Origin of the sequence: Pedobacter sp. KBW06, assembly GCF_003852525.1 — a bacterium.
Taxonomy (GTDB): Bacteria; Bacteroidota; Bacteroidia; order Sphingobacteriales; family Sphingobacteriaceae; genus Pedobacter.
In genome coordinates this window covers 103,180-123,296 of sequence record NZ_QAJL01000002.1, presented here as the reverse complement: position 1 = coordinate 123,296, position 20,117 = coordinate 103,180, and the positions used below count along the sequence as shown (strand labels likewise).

Below are 20,117 nucleotides of genomic sequence, written 5' to 3'. Positions count from 1 at the left end.
TCGTCAGTTGTTGATCATCTTCAATTGACGACATCGCTTTTTTATCTTTATTTACAATTCACAGGCAGTTCTAAAAGTGCTGCATTTTCCAGTTTGAAATCAATTGCACGGTTTAATTTTAATTCTTCTTTACCTGTGTTTGGATTAAACTCATTGTTGAAGGTTTCAATCTTAAGTATTTTAGCCGTTTTTAATGCCTGATAAAAAAGACTAAAGTTGTTGTTCTTAGCTCTGGAAAACGGATTTTCGAAATTCTTACCGTCCAGATGAAACCTCACCTTTGCAAAATCCATTTTTGACGAACTTAAAAAATCTATTCCGCCCATTTCCTTATCACCATAATTGCTGGAATATTCAATTAAGTAACCGGGTTTCTGAGTTGATTTTGAACATTTTACAGACAATGATAAAACGTAGTCTTTATTGGAAAAATTCCTGATGTAATTTTCACCTTTATATTTAACCAGGACCCAGCCGTTTTTAGGAGCAATACGGTCCATATGGGCCAATTGCGATGCTGATAACTTATCGGCATCAATACTATTTTTTGGCTGTTGATTTTGTGCGAAAGCAATACTGCTCAGGAATAAAAAGCAGATGGTTAGCAGGTGATTTTTCATAACGTAGGTGTGATTTGATTTGGGAAACATATCGGATACGGCATCGGGATCTGTTGTTTTCGGAATCAGTTTGTATGCTTGCTCATTCATTGCGTTGGTATGCAGTGCTTTGTACTCCTGTGCGGAATCTGTAGGGGCTTGTTGTTGTTCAGAAGTCAGTGTTTCTACCATTTGCTGAAAGATATGGGTCTCTTCTTTGTGCATTTTATCATGATCCGGATCAGGAATATTGACCCTGCCTAAATACTGGCTGTCGGATTGTTTTGACCTGTCTTTAGCCACAACAGCAATATAGATGTCCAGAGTTTTACCCTTTAAATCGTTGGAAAACCTTAAAACATCTGTACCTGAACCCATGAAATTGCCCAGAGATTCGCAGGATGCTTTTTTTCCTTCCAGGTCAATGGCCAGCAGCATGACCTGATCTTTTGGAGAAGCGCCGTATACCAGCTCAGGGTTCGAGCTGAACCTTAACAGGTCTTCGCGTTCCAGCTCGAACCCTGCGTGAAGTAATCCTGGAAGTACACCGCCGCTAAACCTGAAGCGTTCAGGATCGATTGTGCAATCGTCTCCATCTAACTCAAGGGCCCTGGTTTTATTATAGGAAACCGCGCCTCTGATGCCTCCTGTCTTGGTCCAGTAGTTCTTGAATCCGATTTTTACCAATTCTTTAATACAGTTTAGGGTGTCTTGCACCAGTTTAAACTGTTTTCTGTTCCTGAGTTCTGCTGCTGTAGCAAGCGCGGTACGGTCCGATATGGATCTCATCCTGTCCACGCCATAGCTGCTGTAGCCAACAACATTACCTATTTTTCCAGTAAAACCACCCAATATTCCATTTTTAATTGAGGCCATCGCAATTGTTTTAAAATTAATTTAAAAACAATATAAGTATAGATAAACGGTTAATATTGGAATTATTTGGTTTTTATTGGAAATATATAAGATATTTACACGATAATAAAGCGCTTCTGACCGAGTTGGTACCGAGTGAATAGCGTGTAAGAAGCCTGTCGGTATCTGGTAGTTCTGCAAGTGATCCTGTCTTTGTCTCTGGCAGGCTTCTTGCGAAACAATTTCAAAGAAATTATAAAAACCTTTTGTAGTTTTTATGCCAGTATTGCTTTATAAATCCCCATTTATAGTCTTTGTATTGCCTGATGGTATTTATCGGTAATTTAGCAAACTGAGTTTGCTTTTCTCCCCGTATTTTACTGATGTAGATTCCGTCTTTTACATCGGTGTCGCCGCATTCATTCCCGCTAATATTTCCAATTTTTACTGTTTTATAGTTTTTTATATAAAATAAGTCGCTATCCCAATTCTTATCTGCACAACCACTGCGGTGATAAGAGTAATAGTAACCGGAATTTCCAATTCGTTCTGCTGCAGGGAAAGCCTGTAAATCACTTACTTTTTTGTACGTATTTTGAGCTTTGTCATAAAGTAATACATCAGCTATACCCGGTACATTTGTCATGTATTCGATTAAAATATCTTTATAACAGTCTCCATTGAAGTCAACAAACTTTTGATTGGGAGAATATACACTGTCCTGATAAAGCGTGTCTCCTTTGTGGTTCAGCAAAAAAAGATGGTATTCGCTATTGCAGGTCATAACAAACCGACGTCCTTCCACATAGCCTGTAGTTGAATTTAATATCGAATGCGGTTTAATTTCCACAGGTTTAGCTTGTTTAAACATCACTTTTTTACGTTCTGAGTTCGACTGATGCTGATCGTTTTTTTGTTTACAGGATCCAAACAGGATCAACATCAATAAAAAACTGAATACCCCTGCAAAACCAGGTCGAATTCGTTTTTCAATAACAATTAACTTAGATGTTTTGATGAAATTGAGGTATAAACGCTCGTAGTTTTCTGTAATTCTTTCCATCATTTAACTGTTGTATTTCACTAAAGGTAGGATGATTTTTTTGCAAAAATGAGACGAATTGTCCGCATTGAGAACTCATTGGGAAGAATTTTTTTAAATTGGAAATTAAATAAGTTCTGGTCGGGGAGAATAAGGATATTGTCTTTATCTTGATGAAAAATTTTTTATTAATGAGTAAAGTATACACGGTCCTCAGGTCCGAATCAACTTTTTCCAGAGTCATCACTATACTGGATCAATACCATGAACGTTTTTGTTTGTACAAGCAAACTGGCGGCAACTTTGTGATTGATTATGAGCTAACTTTAATCCCGACCGATAATGATGATGTAACTGTTTCATTCATTGCGGATAAGCCTACATCAATTGTTATTGCACCAATAGCGAAAGGGATCGAAGATTACATTTCTGATCAGAATAAAAAAGGAAATGAGGTATCCGGATTTGATGTTTTAATTCAAAACGTAGTCTTGCATCCGGTCGATTACAGGCCCGACAGAACTGCAATTTATACCCACATCAGGTTTAGGGAGATTTTTTTAAAGCATGGAATAAAAAGATATTTTCGGCGTTCAGGAGAAGTTTTGTATGGTCCGCCCATTATTACTGAAGCGCTTAATCCACTTGAAAGTGTGTCGAATTTAATGTCGAAGTCTCCATTTAATATGAATTTTGATCTTCCCCATGTCCATAAAGCCAAACTGGTTTTTCCTTCCTTTTTTTGCATAAAGGAGATTCTTATCGAAAATCGTTATGATCCGCTCAGAATTAAGCTGAAGGTAGCTTCACTGGGATACTCAGAACGGTATATCAATCAGGTTTATGTGCTGACTGAAAGATCGGATGGTTGCATTCAAACCACGTTTCTGGTGAATGAGGTGATAGATCTTTTTATCAGGGACATATATGATCAGGGCTATAATTTAGGGGGATTTGCAGTTTGGATTCTGGAATCGGATTTGATTTACCTGAATCAGAATGCCCAGGTTTTCCAGAATGAATTGTTATGGCTTTTAAAGTATTTGCTTTTGTCCGGTAATGAGGAAATTCAATCCATTTAAATTGGACAATAGTGCTGCTGTAAGATGATTTGCCTGAACTTGTTTAAGTTTCCTGCAAGCCCAGGCATATCATCTGGTTTTCCGCTTTTATATCTGCGTTTTAACTTTCATCTGAAAAGTCCCGGTTTTTCCTATGTTTTTCATTAACAATATCCCCAAAGACAGTACTAGCAGGGCGATGCTGGTAAAAGGGACCTGATGAATTCCGGCTTTTGCAATGGTCAGACCGCCAACTGTAGATCCTATTGTAACGGCTAAATTTCCACAGGAAGTAAAAATGCTGTTTACAAATTCGGGAGCTTCAGGAGCGGATGATGTGACATTTACATTGCTGATCAAAAAGCCGCCGGTATGCACTAACCCCCAGAAAAAAACCATCAAAACCATCGGAATAAAATGAGATCCGAAGAAAAATAATAGCAGGTGAACGATGGCCAGCAGGACTATAAATACCAATGTTGTCGTATCTATGTTTTTGCTTAAATATTTTCCTGCTAACCAGTTTCCAGCCACACCTGCGATGCCAAAAAGTAACAGCATCAGGCTAATTTCTCCGCCTTTCATATGGGTGATTTGTGTTAAATATACCGCCATATAGCCATAGGTGGAGTACATTGCAGAAATCATTAAACAGGCGAGGATCAGATTTATCCATAGTATTCTCTTTCTAAAAATCTTAGTCTGATCCGTAGCCTTATTTTTCTCTGGTCGGTGAATAGGTGGTAAAAGCCACAACAATCCTGCAAAAGATATCACATTTATCAGCGCTGATAATATAAATGAAGCCTGCCAGTTCAGAAAATCAGCGATAAAGGCTGATAGCGGGATGCCGAAAACACTCGCAATGGTAAATCCTGCGAATACAATACCTACGGCTTTGGGGGATTGCTCAGCTGGTACTGACTTAGCAGCTGTTGCCAGACCTATGGACCAAAATACAGGGTGGAGAAATGCAGGTAAAATCCTGGCAATTAATAAAACATTAAAGTTGGGGGAAAATGCAGAGATCAGATTGGATACTGCAAAGGCAGCCAGCACCAGGGCCAGTGTTTTCTTCCGGTCAAAACTGGATACCAGCATCATCATGAATGGGCCAAATAAGGCAATAATCAATGCAAATGCACTCAAGAGCCAGCCTGCTTTATCAATGCTGACATGGAAAGCGGAGGAGAGTTGTGGTAAAATTCCGATTATGCCAAATTCGGTAGTGGCAATGCCGAAAATGCCAAGGGCAAGTACATAAAGTGTTCGTTTCATAAAATTTTTGTAGCTGTTGTTTTTTGTGCAAATTTGCCCAATAAGCGAACCCGATTTATCGTACGCACCTTTATGTATGATACTTACTTTTAGGAAAGTATAAAGCCAAAAAACATCATATGCCAGAATTCTTTCATGATAAAAAACTATATTATACCCCCATTGAATTTGCTTTAAATCATATCGGGGGGACATGGAAAATGCCCATTCTCTGGCGTTTGCACAAGAATATTCTCAGGTATGGGGAGTTGAAAAAAGACATTCCTCATATCACAGATAAGATGCTGACGACGCAATTAAGAGATCTGGAAGAAAAAGGATTGATCGAACGGAAAGTTTATCCTGTTGTACCTCCGAAAGTAGAGTATAGCATAACAGAAAAAGGATTAAAAGCGATTCCTGTAATTGAAACCATTATGAAATATGGTTATGAGCTGATTCAGGAGGCAGGAATCGACTTTCCTCCAAAACAAAGCTAATTTAGTTGGAGAATCTGATCAGATTACCTGTCTATTCCGTATTTGGAATATAGTTTTTGCCCTTGTTTTGACGGGCTATCGTTTTGACGGCCCGCCAAAGACCTGTTTTTTGTCCTATTTTGCTGGGCTATTGGTTTTGATAGCTCGCTAAAACCATCTGAGCTGACTTGATCTCTTGGTTTTAAATTTGCAATATCAGGTAAGGTGATCACTTATTCTGTGATTTTCAGTAGTCCGTTGTTTCTGAAGTCGAGCAGATTACCTTTTCTTGTTTTCGGTTTTCCCTCTATTTCGGTCTCCTTATTGGTTTTCAGGTTGGTAATGGTGATGCCTGTTTCCGGAGTTTTATCGTAAACCGTATACTTATAACCTTTATTATTGAAATGAATATAATTCAGGTCCATTCCTTCATTTTTAGCACCGCCACCTCTGAAGTAAAAAGAGTAGGTGAATTTTGACCAGCTCTCTTTTGTTTTTTCAGGGAATTCAAATTCAATCTTCTGAGCGGTTCCAAAACGGTAAATCATATAGGCATTGGCTTTATCTTTTGCGAGGACTACCCGTTTGTTATTTTTCGTAGTGAACGATAAAATCACCTCCTCATTTGAAAGGATGTATTTTTGCGCATAAGAAGAAAGGGAGAAGAATAGCAGAATTATAATTGTAGATGTGTGTTTTTTCATAATGTAAAAGTAAATAAGATTTGTGAGCTTATTAATCAATACTCAGGCCATCATGCTCATCGTGGTCTGTTTGTAACTGCCTGTTAAAATATGGAGCGTCAGCAAGATATTGCAGGATGGATTCAGGATCTTTATCCTTGACCTGGTTAGCAGTGAATTCCTGCAGATAACCCAGTCCCAGTAAAGAACCACATCCCGCATCTTTGAATAATTTGCTCAGTTTTTCATTTTGGTCAATATGGTAAGAATTGAATGCCGGAAGCGTGTCAATGGCCAGGTATTCCTTATCAATTTTGTTGATATTCAGCAATCGGCTAAGTTTTTCTCCTTCGAATGTGTCGTTGTTGGTTAAGAAGAGAAAAGTACGGACCACGAGCTTGTCGCCATGCAGTTTCACTGCAAAATACCCCACTTTCTGGTCTGCTATACAAAAATCGACCTGGCTCTCATTGCCCGACCAGCGGTGTGGGATTTTGTCCTGTAAAAAAGTAAGCAACAGGATTTCATGCATGATTCCCGGTGTGATATTGATCCTTTCCCTAAGCCTGTCCAGTGCATGAATGGTGATGTATAAGGGTAAGGGGATATCCAGGCCGGTGGTCTTAAATCCCAGCAAAGATGGCTTTACATTAAAATATTCCATCTCCTGATCCGCAGAAGCCCAGCCCAGGCGTATGGCACTCCGGAAACTATCTTTTAGCATGATTTGGTGCCTTTCCTGTTTGAAAGGATGAATGATGATGTCATTCTGCGGATTAAACCGGGCAAAATATGGCGTCATGGAAAGATCAGCGCTGTAAATCTGATCGTTGTAATCTGCTAAAAGCCTGCAGGTATGGGTAACCAGGTTAACCAGTCCATCCTGAATTTCCCTATGTGTTTTGCTGTCGTGTAAGTAGGGCAGGAAATGTGTTTTAAGCTCTGATAAATCAGGGTCAACAGTTACGTCAATCTCACCCACACAGTCTATCAGTGTTAATCCTTCAGAAAGGTACCAGGTTAAAGGAATGGTGTTTCCATTGTCCAGTTCGAGGTCTATGCCTTCCATGAGTTGATACATCAGTTTGTTGAACTGAACAATCCGTGTTTTGGACATCTCAGATCCCGGTGCAGCTTTTGCTTTCAGTACCGGATAGCGGACTTCGTATAAGTGATTTATAAAGATAGGAGGAAATTTGGCCAGCAACTCCGGGCCCCCAATCAAAGTGATGATTTTCTTGATGCGGTCCATGAACCGCTCTTTTAAAGCCTTACGAACCTGTTCTACATTTGCCGCAGATTTAATCGCCGCCTGTTTCTTCTTCTTTCTGTCCATATGGAGCAAAGTTGATATTTGGTGAAATTAATTAAACTTTTTAGTAAAACAAGTAAAGGCGTTGGTTGTATAAATATTTATTAAATATCAAACAATGCATCCATGGTGATTTCTTTTTGTATTAATCCGGGATAATTTGAACTGTTTTTCAATCCGTAAGTTGTAATTAATGTCAGGAAAAGTGCTTTTTTTGTCTTTGTTTGTTGCTGAAATATACTCAGCTTAGCTTCCAGTTCCTTTGAGTAGGCCTTGGTTATTTCAAAGGGATGGATTGAAAACTTCATCTCGCAGATATTGATGCAGGAATCATTCCGGTCGATTAACAGATCGATTTGAGCACCTTGCTCTGTTGCATTTTTTGGCTGGTGTCGCCATACAGATACTTCAGAATAGACATTTTCAATGCCGATTGCCCTTTTGATCTGCACTATATGTTTCATGCAGATGCTTTCAAAGGCATTACCGCTCCAGCTTTTCCATGAATTTCCTGAGTAAAGCTTTAACCAGGTTCCTGTACCGGTAGCTTTACTGTTACCGATAAATTTTAAATAAAACAGCGAATATTCATCGGTGAGTTTATACAAGACATCTTTAGTAGTTTTACCTAATGGCAGATAAGGGGTGATGAAACCGGATTCGGTCAGCTCTTCTAATAGCTGTGTAGCGTAGCCTCCTGTGCTCAATTTGCAGGTTTCAATGAGCTCTGCGCGCGTCATACCTTTTCCTTTTTTTGCGAGGGCCCGCACAATGTCTATGTGGTTTTCAGCGCTATCAAATAAGGAATGATATAGGTTTTTAAATTCATCTTGTAAAAGGCCGTCCTTGGTAAAGCACAGCCGATCTACAATTTGAGCGGTACTTTCACCAGCTTCAATTTCTTTTAGGTATTGGGGAATTCCACCTATAGCCATGTAGAGCTGTAGTAATTGATGTTTGTCCAGCTTTATTTTTCGGTATTTCAGGTAAGCTGCTGTTTCTCCAATGGTAAATGGAAGAAGTCTTATTCGCTTGGTTACCCGGTTATGCAAACCTCCCCGATTGTTAATTACCTTTTTGATCATCCATGAAGCTGCAGAGCCACAGATGACTACTACCAGGTTTTTTTCTTTTGATGCCCAGCTATTCCAAAAATTTTCAAATGCAGATAAAAAACCTGATCGGGGTGTATTGATCCAGGGGAATTCGTCAAAAAAAAGAATTGCTCTGTCTTTTTTTATGATAGGGCTGAGGTATTGGATCAGCATTTGAAAGGCTTTTAACCAGCTTTTTGGTGTTGCCAGCTGCATTCCCTGATTTGCCTTTGTTAGTGCCAGGCTGAAGCTTTCCAACTGTTGATTAAGTGATGCGTGATGGATACCTGAAAATTCGAATGCTAATCCCTGGCTAAAGCCATTTCTAATCAGGTAAGTTTTACCAACACGTCTGCGACCATATACTGCCACCAACTCTGCTTCTCCTGATTTTTCTATTTTTTTAAGGATTACTTTTTCATCGGTTCTTCCTATAACTGGTTCCATAAGCTTGTTTCTATTGAAACAAATTTAAGTATAATTTGCGAGTTTTGGCGTAATATAACTTCTTATATCACGCCAAAACTACATTTTTTATAGGGTTTTGGCGTAATATAGGTTTGTATATCACGCCAAAACTCATTTATATTGATCATAATTACTTCCGTAAATTAAAATATTTACGATTTAAGTGGTTGATTTTTATCGTATTATGAACTGCAGGATAACGTGGCACTGCCCGGTTGTTCATTTGCCCATGCCGGCCTCAATCCAAAGAACTCATCATGATCCCTGGAATAAGGATCCTGTAATGCTGCCTGTAGTCTTTTGAAAAGCGCATCTTCTCCTTTTTCCAGTTCCTGTATGGCCTGATACAGCAGGAAATTCCTCAGAATAAACCTTGGGTTATTGGTCCTCATCTGTGATTGAGCCGCTGCTTTTGAGGTTTTGTTCAACGCCATCCTGGTCTGATAATCTTTGATATTTTTGCTTAGAAGTTCGCGTTCGCTGCTGCTCAGCTGATCATATAATGCAGGCATAAAATAAGCTGTAATTGCCTGTTCATCCCGTAAATCTTCCGGTAATTCAATGAGTAACTGATAAAAAATGGTCATATCCGGTTGCAGCGTTGCCAATAGATTTTCGAATTGGTCAATCAGTTCAATATCATATCCTTTGACCTCATCCAGACCCATTTTTCCAGCCTTCATGGCATAATATTTTTCATAGAAAACAGGAGCGAAGTTCTCCAGTGTCTTGACGAGTTCAGTAGTATCTTCAAAGAGCGGGGCGATGGCATTGGCCAGGCAACCCAGGTTCCAGTAAGCAATGGAATGTTGCTTGCCAAAAGCATAACGGAGTCCCGGATGGTCAGTGGTATTCGGACTAAAGTTCGGATCATAGGCATCCAGGAATGAAAAAGGCCCGTAATCTATGGTCAAGCCAAGGATCGACATGTTGTCTGTATTCATCACACCGTGGACAAAACCCACACGGAGCCATTCCACGACCATTGTTGCCGTCTTTTCCAGGACTTCTTTGAACCAGGTTAAAATCTTGTCTTCACCTTTGATATGAGGGTAAAAGTGCTCAATTGTCCAGTCTGCCAGTTGCCTTAAATGATCATATTCTTTTCTTGCTGCCAGCATTTCGAAATTCCCGAAACGCAGGAAGCTGGGCGCTGCGCGCATCACTATTGCGCCTGGTTCATTTGCAGGTCTTCCATCATAAAACATATCACGCCTCACCTGATCGCCTGTAGCGACCAAACTCAAGGCTCTTGTGGTTGGAACCCCCAGGTGATGCATTGCCTCACTCATCAGGTATTCTCTGACAGAAGAACGGAGTACGGCCCTTCCATCAGCCCTGCGGGAGTAAGGGGTCATTCCTGCACCTTTCAGCTGGAGCTCCCATGAATTACCTGATGACAGCGGCCATTCTCCCAGGGTGATTGCCCTGCCGTCGCCCAGTTGTCCTGCCCAGTTGCCAAACTGATGTCCGGCATAACAGGCGGCATAAGGCTGCATCGTAGGATTAACAAAGTTTCCCCCAAGTAATGCGATGTCCTTTTCATTCGGTATACTTATTCCCAATGCTGCAGCGAGGTCTTCTGTCCAGGCCAGTAACTGAGGTGCCCTGACCGGACTTGGCATCACTTTGCTGTATAAAACGCCCGGAGTTTGTCTGGGCTGCAGACTGCCGCTTTGATCTCCTTCGAAGCTTTCGGTAAAATTATTGACGAATGTATTGGAACTTAGATTTTGCATAGGATAAACAGGTTTTCATCGAAAAGACAAATATCGGGTTAATCTGTAAGACCTCAGCAGGGATCATGCGTAAACAGAAAGATATGACTTTAGAGAAATGATCAGAAAGACAAACTATCCAAGTAGCTTCTTCCAGAATCCTTTCTTTTCCTTTTCTTCGACCTCTTCTGTATTCATCACAACGCGCTCAGCATTATTCGTTATTTCTCCGGGCTGAAGGTTGTTCTGTTCTTCCATCGCTTTCATTTGCGCCATTGCTGCCTGTTTGAAAAGATAGGCACCTTCCTGATCACAGTTAAACAAATTGGAATAGCAGGCGGAATCATTGAGGTTTAATGGGTTGGGCTCTATAACTTCTGTCGCTTCCAGTAAACCCAGTTCCTGTTGTCTGGCATCTTCCAGTGCCCTTAGGAAAACCCCTATTCTGCCATCAGAAAAGAAGCGCTCAAGATCTGCTTTTACGTCCGGGTCATTTGCATAATCTTCCAGCAACTGACTTACCTGTTCGACCGGAATAAATACACCTGAACTGTAATTCTGAACAATTCTGTTGCTGATTGGGTTGCTGATGCTTTCAGGGACTATCGTTTTAAAATCCCTTGTATACCTTTCAAAGTAGGGGCTTTCTTCCAGTAAAAATGAGAATGCGGAACCCCGGGTATAGTAATATTTACGGAGAAAACCTTGTACAACTGCGATGTAATAACCGTGTGAACGTTCAAATGAATCATCAGGTTTTGTTCCTGATCCAATGTTAATTACCTGCTGATATTTCTCTTTATAGAAATCGTCTACCTGGTGTTGTGCCGCAATGCCGGAAATTAACTCCGGATCGTTCAGTACGTCAAAATACCAAGCTTTGATCTCTGTTTCTTTTATCGGGTGATAGCTGATGTCATATCCCATAGTGCTGATGTTTTTTAATGTTTCGTAAAGTACATAAAAAGCAATATTATGTCAATATTTAGATTTGCCTAACTTTTGTTGTTAGTTGTATTGGTATTTTATTTAGATTTGTCTAAATAAGGTTTAGGAAACTGATCTGTAACGCAGGTAAAAGCCATAGGTTTCCTTTTAAGCGCCTGCATTTGCAGGCGCTTATTTACTTAAATCATGTATCATGGAAATTGCAATAAAAGTACTTCAAACAGAAATATCGAATAGAAAAGTGTTGATCAGCAGGGATAACCTGATGTTTAAGGATCGGAAAAAGGCGACTGAACTGCTGAAAGAAATTTCAAAACTGAAGCAGGCGTTAAAAGTTGTAAAAGACCACCACCAAAGAAAAGGGGCTTATGATTTCGACTAAATTTTACTGCTGTCTGCTCCTGGGCTTATTGCCTTTTATGGGCTTTGCTCAAAAAAACGATATGGCCATCTCTTTTGAGGCCTTGCCAGACAGCCTGGCTAAAGATCCAAAGCCCATCATCATCAATGTGTTTACCGATTGGTGTAGCTATTGTATGATGCAGGAAAATGGAATAAAGAAGTCGGGAGAATTCTCTGCTTTGTTTGGTAAAGAGATGTATTACCTCAGGCTGAATGCAGAAAATAAGGAAAGCATCTCTTTTAATCATGAACAGTATCATTTTCAGCCCAATGGTCCCTCTACGGGGATTCATGAACTGGTATTGGCCCTGGGAAAAGACAATAAAGACTTCGCTTATCCGATGTGGTTCATTCTGGATGAGCACTATAAGCTGCAATATAGTTTTTCCGGTTACCTCAGGCCAAAGGATTTAAAGGCATTGCTACTTGCATATCTGAAAGAAAAAAAGACCCGATCGTCTGATCAGGTCTCTGAGCGCATGAATTGATTTCCCTATTGTCCAGCGGAGTTTCCGTTTGTTACTCAAAAATGAAAAAGGGGCCAATTTAAAACAATACCTACAAAGTGGTATTTTAAAGTCATTGTATTCATTTCGAAATTGTATTGTTTACTTTTATGAGATGCTACGGAAACTGCTGATTTATATTTTGCTGCTTTTTACAGCTCCAGCTGCATGGGCACAACTGGAAATCACGAGTAATGGCCGCCAGATTGAATATGCAGGTGCCGGTATTCAGTATGCATTCAGTCCGGACAATGATTTTAGCGATTCCAGCTTTTTAAAAATGAAGGACTGGAAAAGGCTCAGTACCGGTAAAATACCCATTAGCAATTCTCCGCATTGTGTCTGGCTTAAAATTCCGATCCGGACTTTGCTGCAGTATGGGGATTTTAATTTTATTGACATCAACAATCCTCATATCAATTTTTTAAGGTGCTGGATCATCAGAAAAGACAGCATTGTAAAGGCCTTTGAACGCAGCGGGGATAACGTTAAATTTTCTACCCGGCCTTTACCTACGGCCTCCTTTATTTATCATATTGATGGCCAGGATTATAAAGACTGTGATTTTGTAATTGCCACAGATAAAAGGTATACCAAGCTCGATCTTCCGGTTAACTTTTATACGGAATCGCATTACCTGCATGCGAGTCAGTCTAAAAATCTGCTCTTCGGTATATTTCTTGGAATCACCCTGTTTCTGTTTGTTTTTAATTTTTATCTGTTCGTGAATATGAGGCAGAACATGTATTTGTGGTACAGCATTTACATTTTGATGATTGCCTTTTACCTGGGGACCAGCATGGGGCATCTGTTTATGTATGTTTATCCTGATTATCCCTTTATGAACGACATTATCAGGCCTGCTGTTTTTGCACTTAGTTTTATACCTCAGGTAAATTTTTTCAATAACCTGATGAACCTTCCGGAGAAAATGCCCAGGATGTACCTTTTCAATAAGCGGTTGTTGCTGGTCTTTGGTATTTTGTTTATCCTGGCAGTTTCTACTTCTGCATCCGGAAATTATAAGATCCAGGGATATTGGGTGCATACGAATAGGGTAGTGTATCCTTTGGTGTTGATGGTGATTCTTGTGGAAGGTATTTATTGCCTTAAAAAGGGGATCCGCTACGCGGGATATTCCGTGATCTCCCTGCTGATTATTTTTGCTTCATCGTTGATTTATGTGCTTCAGCAAAATGAAGTTTTGCCAAGGAATAATTTTACTTCTTCCGCGGTCTATTGGGGCCTGTTTTTCGAAGGTATGGTGATGGCATTTGCCCTCGCCCTGCGTTTCAAGTCTTATAAAGATGATTCCGAAAGGCTGTTGAAAGAAACGCAGCTTCAACAGGAAAACCTCTTTAACGAAACCGCGATCTATCAGCAAAAAGAAATGCAGCGCATGTCGTCACTCTTGCACGATACAGTAGGGGCAAACCTCGGTTTTTTAAGATTGGAAACGGATAATATGCCGCTAACAGAAGAGGGACGGGATAAGATCGCCGGGGCGATTACGAAGTTGGGGCAGGAAGTGAGGACAATGAGTCATGAGTTCTCTCCCCTGGTCTTACAGGATAAAGGACTATATCTGTCCATTGCCGAAATGGTAAAGTTAATTATCAATAACGGAAAGATTGACTTACAGTTTGAATGGCTGGGAAACAAAGACCGGATCTCCGTACAGTATGAGATTATCATTTATAGAATGGTACAGGAAATACTTCAAAACCTGCTGAAACATTCCAAAGCAAGCTCGGGATTTTTACAGGTGATGGTGGAGCAGGACCTGGTCTCGATCTACGCGGAAGACAATGGCGTTGGCCTGGACCAGCATAAAGTGAGTGATGGTGTGGGGTTAAAAAGTCTGGAAGATCTCGTCAAATTGTTAAAGGGTAATTTCAGCATTGACAGCGGTGAGGGTAAAGGTTTTAGTATTTCCATTGAATTTAATCAGCACAATAATGAGCACATATAATATTGGCATCACCGACGATCACGTGTTGTTTGCAGAAGGCCTGAGTAATATCATCTCCGGCAGTTCTGATCTGCAGCTGAGCTTTGTGGCGGCTTCTGTTCCGGAAATGTTTAGTTTACTGAGACAGCATCCGATCGATTTTTTGTTGCTTGACATCAACCTGCCCCCTTATAACGGACTGGAGCTGCTGACCAAGATAAAGGAAGAGTACAGAGGCCTTAAAATCATGATTTTGTCCATGTATCAGCCCTCGGATATTGGTTTGAATCTGGCCAGTTTTAAAGGAGATGCCTATGTCCTGAAAATATCTGGAAAGAACATCCTGGAAGAAGCCCTTGAGGGAATGAAAAAGGGAGTTTTATACCTTGATCCGAACATCATTGTGGCCCATACTTTTGAAGATGCTTTCACACAGCAGCTGAGGTTAACAAAACGGGAAAAAGAGATCATCTCGCTCATCGCAATCGGCAAAACCAGTAAGGAAATTGCAGAAGCGCTGTTTGTGGCCGAGTTGACCATTAAAACACATCGAAAAAACATAGGAAAAAAGCTGGGTACTAAAAATGTGGCCAACCTGATTTCCAAGATAGGCGGTAATGCTGTTGATCCTCAAATCGGTATCTAATGAGAAGGAAAAAACTACAAAGGGTAAAGGAAGAAAAATTCTGGGCTGATTTCTGTTATTTCAATCTTCCTGATGGTGTCAATGAAATTCCTACTTTTTTTAAACGCGTTAATTTCAGACTTTATAATGTAGACGATGAAGGGCTGTTGAGAATGGTGGGGTATGTGCGGTCTATTGTACAGCTGGACCTGGATGGAACGGATATCACTAACGAAGGGATTCGCTATTTAACCCAATTGGAGAGCCTGAAAGAACTGAGGCTTAAGGAATGCAGGGCGATAGACAATGGCTGTATTGATTTCCTGTGTGAAATACAAAGTTTAGAGCTGCTTCATTTAGGGGGAACGGAAATCACCCCTGATGGATTAGAGAAAATCGGCTGCCTGAAGAATTTAAAATTACTCTTGATTTCGGCTTCGGAAGGAGAGGAAGAATTCCTGGCAAAAATCGAAGCAGCTTTACCGCCGGAATGCGAATTTTTGGTGAACCATAAGGCATACGAAAGAAAAAAAACGGATGATTTTAGTGGCTTCTGGAGCGTCTGATTCAATTCTTTAGAGGTTGCTTTTTATCAAATTCCGCTCAGATTCCCGGCTTGCAGCTGTGTAAATACCCTTCTTTTGCCTGAGCACCTATTCCGTCAGATCTCCGGGTTATGGCATTAAATATTTTTTAGTCCAATCTTTCTTTTTTCCTGGCTATTACCGGTTTTTGAGTCGTTTTCTTAAATGATAACCGGCTCGTTTTCAGTCCATGTCCGGCGCTTTTTTGTGTTAAGAGATTGTTATCGTTTGTTTACTATTTGTATACAATAGTAATTAATGCTAAACATCAACTTAGGTTTGTACCATCGATTAACAACGAAAAAAAAGCCTGATGAAACTAAAACTTTTACTCTCTTTTACGCTGCTGTTGCTGAGCAGTATCGGATTTGCTCAAAAAGGAGCATTGACTGGCAAAATTACCGACAACACAGGACCACTTCCCGGTGCTTCCATCTTCCTGAAAGGGAATGGTGCGGGAAGCAGCTCTGATGTGAAAGGAGAATTCCGGATGTCGAATGTAGCTGCCGGAAATTATATTTTACTCGTGAAATTTATTGGCTATAAGCCATTGGAAAAAGAAGTGACGGTCAAGGCAGGAGAAATTACCAATCTCGGTGCAATGTCGCTCAGCTCGAATGAAAATACCCTGACTGAAGTTAGGGTAAACGGCTCATCTTCCAGAAGAGGAAGCGAAGCCAGGGCATTAAATATGCAGAAAGAAAGCCCGAGAATCGTGAATGTGATTGCGGCCGACGGGATTGGAAAATTACCGGACCGCAATGCGGGGGAGGCCGTTCAAAGGGTTGCCGGTGTAGTGCTGGAAAGAGATCAGGGCGAAGGAAGGTTCATCTCCCTGAGAGGTTTGCCTGCAGAATGGAGCTCTTCGAGCATTAACGGCGACAGGATTCCAACGGCGGAGGAACAAACGAACTCACGCTCTACTGCCTTCGATTTTTTTCCTACAGAACTGATTCAATATGTAGAGATCTCTAAAGCGCTGACCCCTGATATGGAAGGTGATGCACTGGGCGGAAATGTCAATTTTATCACCCGGACTTCTCCGGATAAAGAAACTTTCGACATTTCGCTGGGCGGCGGCTACAACGCAAAAGCAAATGGAGGGGCTTTTAGCGGAAATGTGCTTTATGGCAACCGCAGTAAAGATGATAAATTTGGCTTCCTGCTGAACGGTTCCATCTGGAACAGACAATGGGCAACAGACAATTATGAACCCCGTTTTGCTGGTCAGAACATCGCGCGTATGGAATTGAGGGATTATTACGGCCGTCGTCGTACCATGGGTTTTAACGGCGCTGCGGATTATAAAGTAGCTAAAAACTCTAAAATCTATGTGAGAGGAATGTATGGTTCCTTAAATGACAACGAAAAACACTATAAGCTGCGTTTGCGCTATGAAAAAGACCGTGCGGAAGCGCAGAATATCCATAACATCCTAAAAACACGCTTATTTGGTGGTGATGTGGGTGGTGATTTCAGCCTGGGAACGAACTCAACACTGGATTTTAAAATCTCCCATTATAACAATGATTTTAATTACGGAGACATCCCGAATAAAGATTTTCCTTCTTATTATATCGTGCAATATGATCAGAATAAAGTAGGCTATACCAATCTGATCGGCGGTAAGTATGCCGCTTATCAGGTAGACGGTGGTGATATTGATCCAAATTCTCCGCAAACGCACCTGCCAGGTCAGAATGCGGTTAATGATGCCGGTAAATATACTTTTAGCTCTGTACAGATGGAACTGCATCACATCAATGAAACAGACCGTGTAGTGGCTCAGGTAAACTTTAAAAATAAAATCAGCCCGGCTTTTGAATTCAAAGCAGGATTGAAATACAGGGATAAATTACGTACCGAAAGGTATGAGTTACCAACCTGGGTCTGGGACAATAAAGGAGGCAGCATGCCTCCGCCGGCCTACACCGATTTTAACCTGGTGAATAAACCTTATGCCAATGATTATGCGAAGGAATTTGGTGCCCAGTTTTCAGGGATTTTCCCTAAGTTCATGTCGGTCGCAGAGACGGATAACTTCTTTAACAAATATAGGGCTAACCTGAAAGTCGATTCAACGGGTTCTGCTTTGCTGGCAAACGGAGTGCAAACCGGATCTAATTTTGATGTGTATGAAAAACAGAGCGCAGGTTATGCCATGGGGACATGGAAAGCCTCCGAAGAGCTGACGGTAATCGGTGGATTAAGAGTAGAAAATACAGATCTCAGAGTGGATGGATGGTTGTATGAAGCGGTAGAGGGGCAGCCGAATTACAGAGGTAAACTTACCCCGCAAACGAAAAGGAATAACTATACAGTGCTCTTGCCGATGCTTCATCTGAAATACTCGCCAAACGATCATGTAAATGTTCGGATTGCGGCAACGAAGACTTTTGCGAGACCGGATTTTGGTTCATTGGTTGCCGGAGGTACTTATACTCCGCAGGATAACAAATTCATTTACGGAAACCCGATGATTAAGCCGGTTAAATCATATAATCTGGACCTGATGACGGAGTACTATTTCGGAAATGTAGGTGCAATCACTGCAGGTGCTTTTTATAAAAGTGTGAAGGATCCGATCTTCTCTGATTCTAAGTTTTATACCGAATTTAATGGTAAACAAGATGCAAGAGTGGTTCAGGATCAGAATGGGGCAGATGCAAGGGTTGCAGGATTTGAATTGGGCCTGAGCAAAAAGCTGGATTTCCTTCCCGGGCTGCTTGGCGGCCTGGGCGTCAATGCCAATTATACTTTTATCCGTTCGAGGATGTCTATTCCCGATAGAACAGAGAAGGTACGTATCCCCGGACAGGCGAATAACCTGTTTAACCTGGCCTTATTTTATGAAAACAAAACGCTGCAGGCAAGGGTTGCTTTAAATCATAAAGGAAGCAATATTGTTGCTCATGGCATCACTGCAAATGCTGATGAATACTTTGGTAAAAATACCTCAATGGACGCCAATCTTTCTTATCGCATCAGTCCGAAGCTCATGTTGTTTGCAGAAGCGAATAATTTGCTGAATACCGAATACAGATATTATTTCGGCGTACCGGAACGTCCTTCGCAAGTGGAGCGATATGGAGTTCGCGGACAAGTAGGCGTAAAACTGAGCCTGTAACTGATCATAAATATTTTATCCATGTCAACCCTGGTTATCTTGCGCTGTGGAACAAGACAATCAGGGTTGATTTTGTTGGGAGCTAAATTTACATTTGTTTAGTATTTGTGCTTTTTGTGGTTTTTTTTAATTTTGATTTTTTGATAAGCTGAAAAAGAATTTTAAATAGAAATATATTTGGCTTTTCTCCTTGTTTTTATCAATTTTCTCCATTTTTATCTTGATTTTGAACTTTTTTTTTCGAATAAGATGCGCTTTGTCTTTTTATTCTTTTTTCATTTTTTTAATAAAAACCAGTACATTTAAATCGAATTTTGTTTAGTATTTGTAATCAGTTGTGTTGCTGAGAATTAATTATTCCGGTAATCAGGGTAAGGCAAATGGGCTAAATTAAAGGAAACAGAACCAATATATAACCTTCGTTTAATGAGGTAATTCGTCTCCATATCCGAGCGTGCTTGCCTGATGTTAATTATGAAAAGAAGAGATTTACTTAAAAATCTGGGGCTTGCCGGCGGAACGCTTGCGCTAAGTGGCATGGCAGGTAGTCCTGCGCTTGCCTCGGCTCCAAAAAAGAAAAGAGTTTTAAAGATCGCACACATCACCGATGTGCACATCAGACCAGAGCATAATGCCGTAAACCGGTTTAAGAATTGTCTGGAAAGAATAAAAAAAGATAGGGTAGACCTGATCCTGAACGGTGGGGATTCTATCTATGCCGCAGATTATGAGCACATCAAAAAGGAACGGGTGCTGGAGCAGTGGGCCTGTTGGAAGGACAGTGTTAAAGTGGTAGCCGGGATTCCGATGCATCATGTACTGGGAAATCACGACATGTGGTGGCAGGGTAAAGGCGACGAAATGTATGGCAAACCAGGGGTATTGAAAATGCTGGAAATGCCGCACAATTATTACAGCTTTGACCGTAACGGCTGGCATTTTATTATGCTGGACAGCAACCATCCTGCAAGTCCCGGAATGCTTGATGAAACACAATGGAACTGGTTTGTAGACGATGTGGAAAAGAATAGCCAGGGTAAACCGGTTCTGATCATGTCTCATTATCCGCTGCTCAGCTGTACCGGAATTACGGACAGTAAGCCGGATGCAAGCGGGCCTTTTAAAATAAGCGGAAGCTATAACCACCTTGATGTGATGAAGTTCATTGAGGTGTTCAACCGGAATAAAAATGTGAAGCTTTGTCTAAGCGGACACATTCATTTGCTGGATAAGGTTTGGTATAACGATGTCACCTATCTGTGCAACGGTGCAACAAGCGGTTTCTGGTGGGAGCCTGGAGATGACGGGAAAAGTGCTTATAAGCAGACCGTACCGGGATATACACTGCTCAATCTTTACAATGATGGAAGTTTTGATCATGAATACATCAAATATGAAGCTTAAAA

General features: G+C 40.9%; 17 protein-coding genes. 9 read left to right on the top strand and 8 right to left on the bottom strand.

Annotated elements, in window-relative coordinates:
* Window positions 1-47 precede the first annotated feature (47 nt).
* Window positions 48-1,475, bottom strand: coding sequence for a DUF6266 family protein (locus DBR43_RS10645; protein ID WP_124580716.1), 1,428 nt, complete (start codon window positions 1,473-1,475; stop codon window positions 48-50).
* Window positions 1,476-1,707: 232 nt separating this feature from the next.
* Window positions 1,708-2,520, bottom strand: coding sequence for a hypothetical protein (locus DBR43_RS10640; protein WP_124580714.1), 813 nt, complete (start codon window positions 2,518-2,520; stop codon window positions 1,708-1,710).
* 167 nt (window positions 2,521-2,687) lie between these two features.
* On the opposite strand from DBR43_RS10640, the gene DBR43_RS10635 reads away from it, so the two are divergent.
* The gene (locus DBR43_RS10635; protein WP_124580712.1) at window positions 2,688-3,578 is read left to right on the top strand and encodes a hypothetical protein; all 891 of its coding nucleotides are present in this window, start codon (window positions 2,688-2,690) and stop codon (window positions 3,576-3,578) included.
* An 87-nt stretch (window positions 3,579-3,665) separates the two neighbouring features.
* Here DBR43_RS10635 and DBR43_RS10630 read toward each other — a convergent pair whose 3' ends face one another.
* Window positions 3,666-4,835: an MFS transporter gene (locus DBR43_RS10630; protein WP_124580711.1), complete on the bottom strand. Its 1,170-nt coding sequence runs from the start codon at window positions 4,833-4,835 to the stop codon at window positions 3,666-3,668.
* A 119-nt stretch (window positions 4,836-4,954) separates the two neighbouring features.
* On the opposite strand from DBR43_RS10630, the gene DBR43_RS10625 reads away from it, so the two are divergent.
* Window positions 4,955-5,314 (top strand): winged helix-turn-helix transcriptional regulator, encoded by a 360-nt coding sequence (locus tag DBR43_RS10625; protein ID WP_124580709.1) that lies wholly within the window; start codon window positions 4,955-4,957, stop codon window positions 5,312-5,314.
* A gap of 212 nt (window positions 5,315-5,526) precedes the next feature.
* Here the strand turns inward: DBR43_RS10625 and DBR43_RS10620 are convergent, their stop codons facing one another.
* From DBR43_RS10620 to DBR43_RS10600, 5 genes are all read right to left on the bottom strand, one after another.
* Window positions 5,527-5,997 (bottom strand): hypothetical protein, encoded by a 471-nt coding sequence (locus DBR43_RS10620; RefSeq protein ID WP_124580707.1) that lies wholly within the window; start codon window positions 5,995-5,997, stop codon window positions 5,527-5,529.
* Between the two features lie 31 nt (window positions 5,998-6,028).
* Window positions 6,029-7,312 carry a hypothetical protein gene (locus tag DBR43_RS10615; RefSeq protein WP_124580705.1) on the bottom strand — a complete coding sequence of 428 codons (1,284 nt, stop codon included), beginning with the start codon at window positions 7,310-7,312 and terminating at the stop codon, window positions 6,029-6,031.
* An 80-nt stretch (window positions 7,313-7,392) separates the two neighbouring features.
* Window positions 7,393-8,829, bottom strand: coding sequence for an AAA family ATPase (locus tag DBR43_RS10610; protein WP_124580703.1), 1,437 nt, complete (start codon window positions 8,827-8,829; stop codon window positions 7,393-7,395).
* 203 nt (window positions 8,830-9,032) lie between these two features.
* Window positions 9,033-10,589, bottom strand: coding sequence for a protein adenylyltransferase SelO (locus tag DBR43_RS10605; protein ID WP_124580701.1), 1,557 nt, complete (start codon window positions 10,587-10,589; stop codon window positions 9,033-9,035).
* A gap of 114 nt (window positions 10,590-10,703) precedes the next feature.
* Window positions 10,704-11,495 (bottom strand): hypothetical protein, encoded by a 792-nt coding sequence (locus tag DBR43_RS10600; protein ID WP_124580699.1) that lies wholly within the window; start codon window positions 11,493-11,495, stop codon window positions 10,704-10,706.
* A gap of 214 nt (window positions 11,496-11,709) precedes the next feature.
* On the opposite strand from DBR43_RS10600, the gene DBR43_RS10595 reads away from it, so the two are divergent.
* The 7 genes from DBR43_RS10595 to DBR43_RS10565 all read left to right on the top strand — a co-directional run bounded on the left by DBR43_RS10595 (window position 11,710) and on the right by DBR43_RS10565 (window position 20,115).
* Window positions 11,710-11,898, top strand: a complete 189-nt coding sequence (locus DBR43_RS10595; protein ID WP_124580697.1) for a hypothetical protein — start codon at window positions 11,710-11,712, stop codon at window positions 11,896-11,898.
* Entirely contained in the window at window positions 11,885-12,406 is a 522-nt protein-coding gene (locus DBR43_RS10590) for a thioredoxin family protein (protein WP_124580695.1), read from the top strand. Before DBR43_RS10595 ends, DBR43_RS10590 begins: the two co-directional genes overlap by 14 nt.
* Window positions 12,407-12,539: 133 nt before the next feature.
* Window positions 12,540-14,396, top strand: a complete 1,857-nt coding sequence (locus DBR43_RS10585; RefSeq protein WP_124580694.1) for a 7TM diverse intracellular signaling domain-containing protein — start codon at window positions 12,540-12,542, stop codon at window positions 14,394-14,396.
* Entirely contained in the window at window positions 14,383-15,021 is a 639-nt protein-coding gene (locus DBR43_RS33490) for a LuxR C-terminal-related transcriptional regulator (RefSeq protein ID WP_124580692.1), read from the top strand. Before DBR43_RS10585 ends, DBR43_RS33490 begins: the two co-directional genes overlap by 14 nt.
* A complete protein-coding gene (locus DBR43_RS10575) occupies window positions 15,021-15,566 on the top strand; it encodes a hypothetical protein (RefSeq protein WP_124580690.1) in 546 nt (181 codons plus the stop codon). Before DBR43_RS33490 ends, DBR43_RS10575 begins: the two co-directional genes overlap by 1 nt.
* A gap of 331 nt (window positions 15,567-15,897) precedes the next feature.
* Complete coding sequence (locus tag DBR43_RS10570) at window positions 15,898-18,711, top strand: TonB-dependent receptor (RefSeq protein WP_124580688.1); 2,814 nt, start codon at window positions 15,898-15,900, stop codon at window positions 18,709-18,711.
* 474 nt (window positions 18,712-19,185) lie between these two features.
* Window positions 19,186-20,115, top strand: coding sequence for a metallophosphoesterase (locus tag DBR43_RS10565; RefSeq protein ID WP_158622479.1), 930 nt, complete (start codon window positions 19,186-19,188; stop codon window positions 20,113-20,115).
* Window positions 20,116-20,117: the final 2 nt, after the last annotated feature.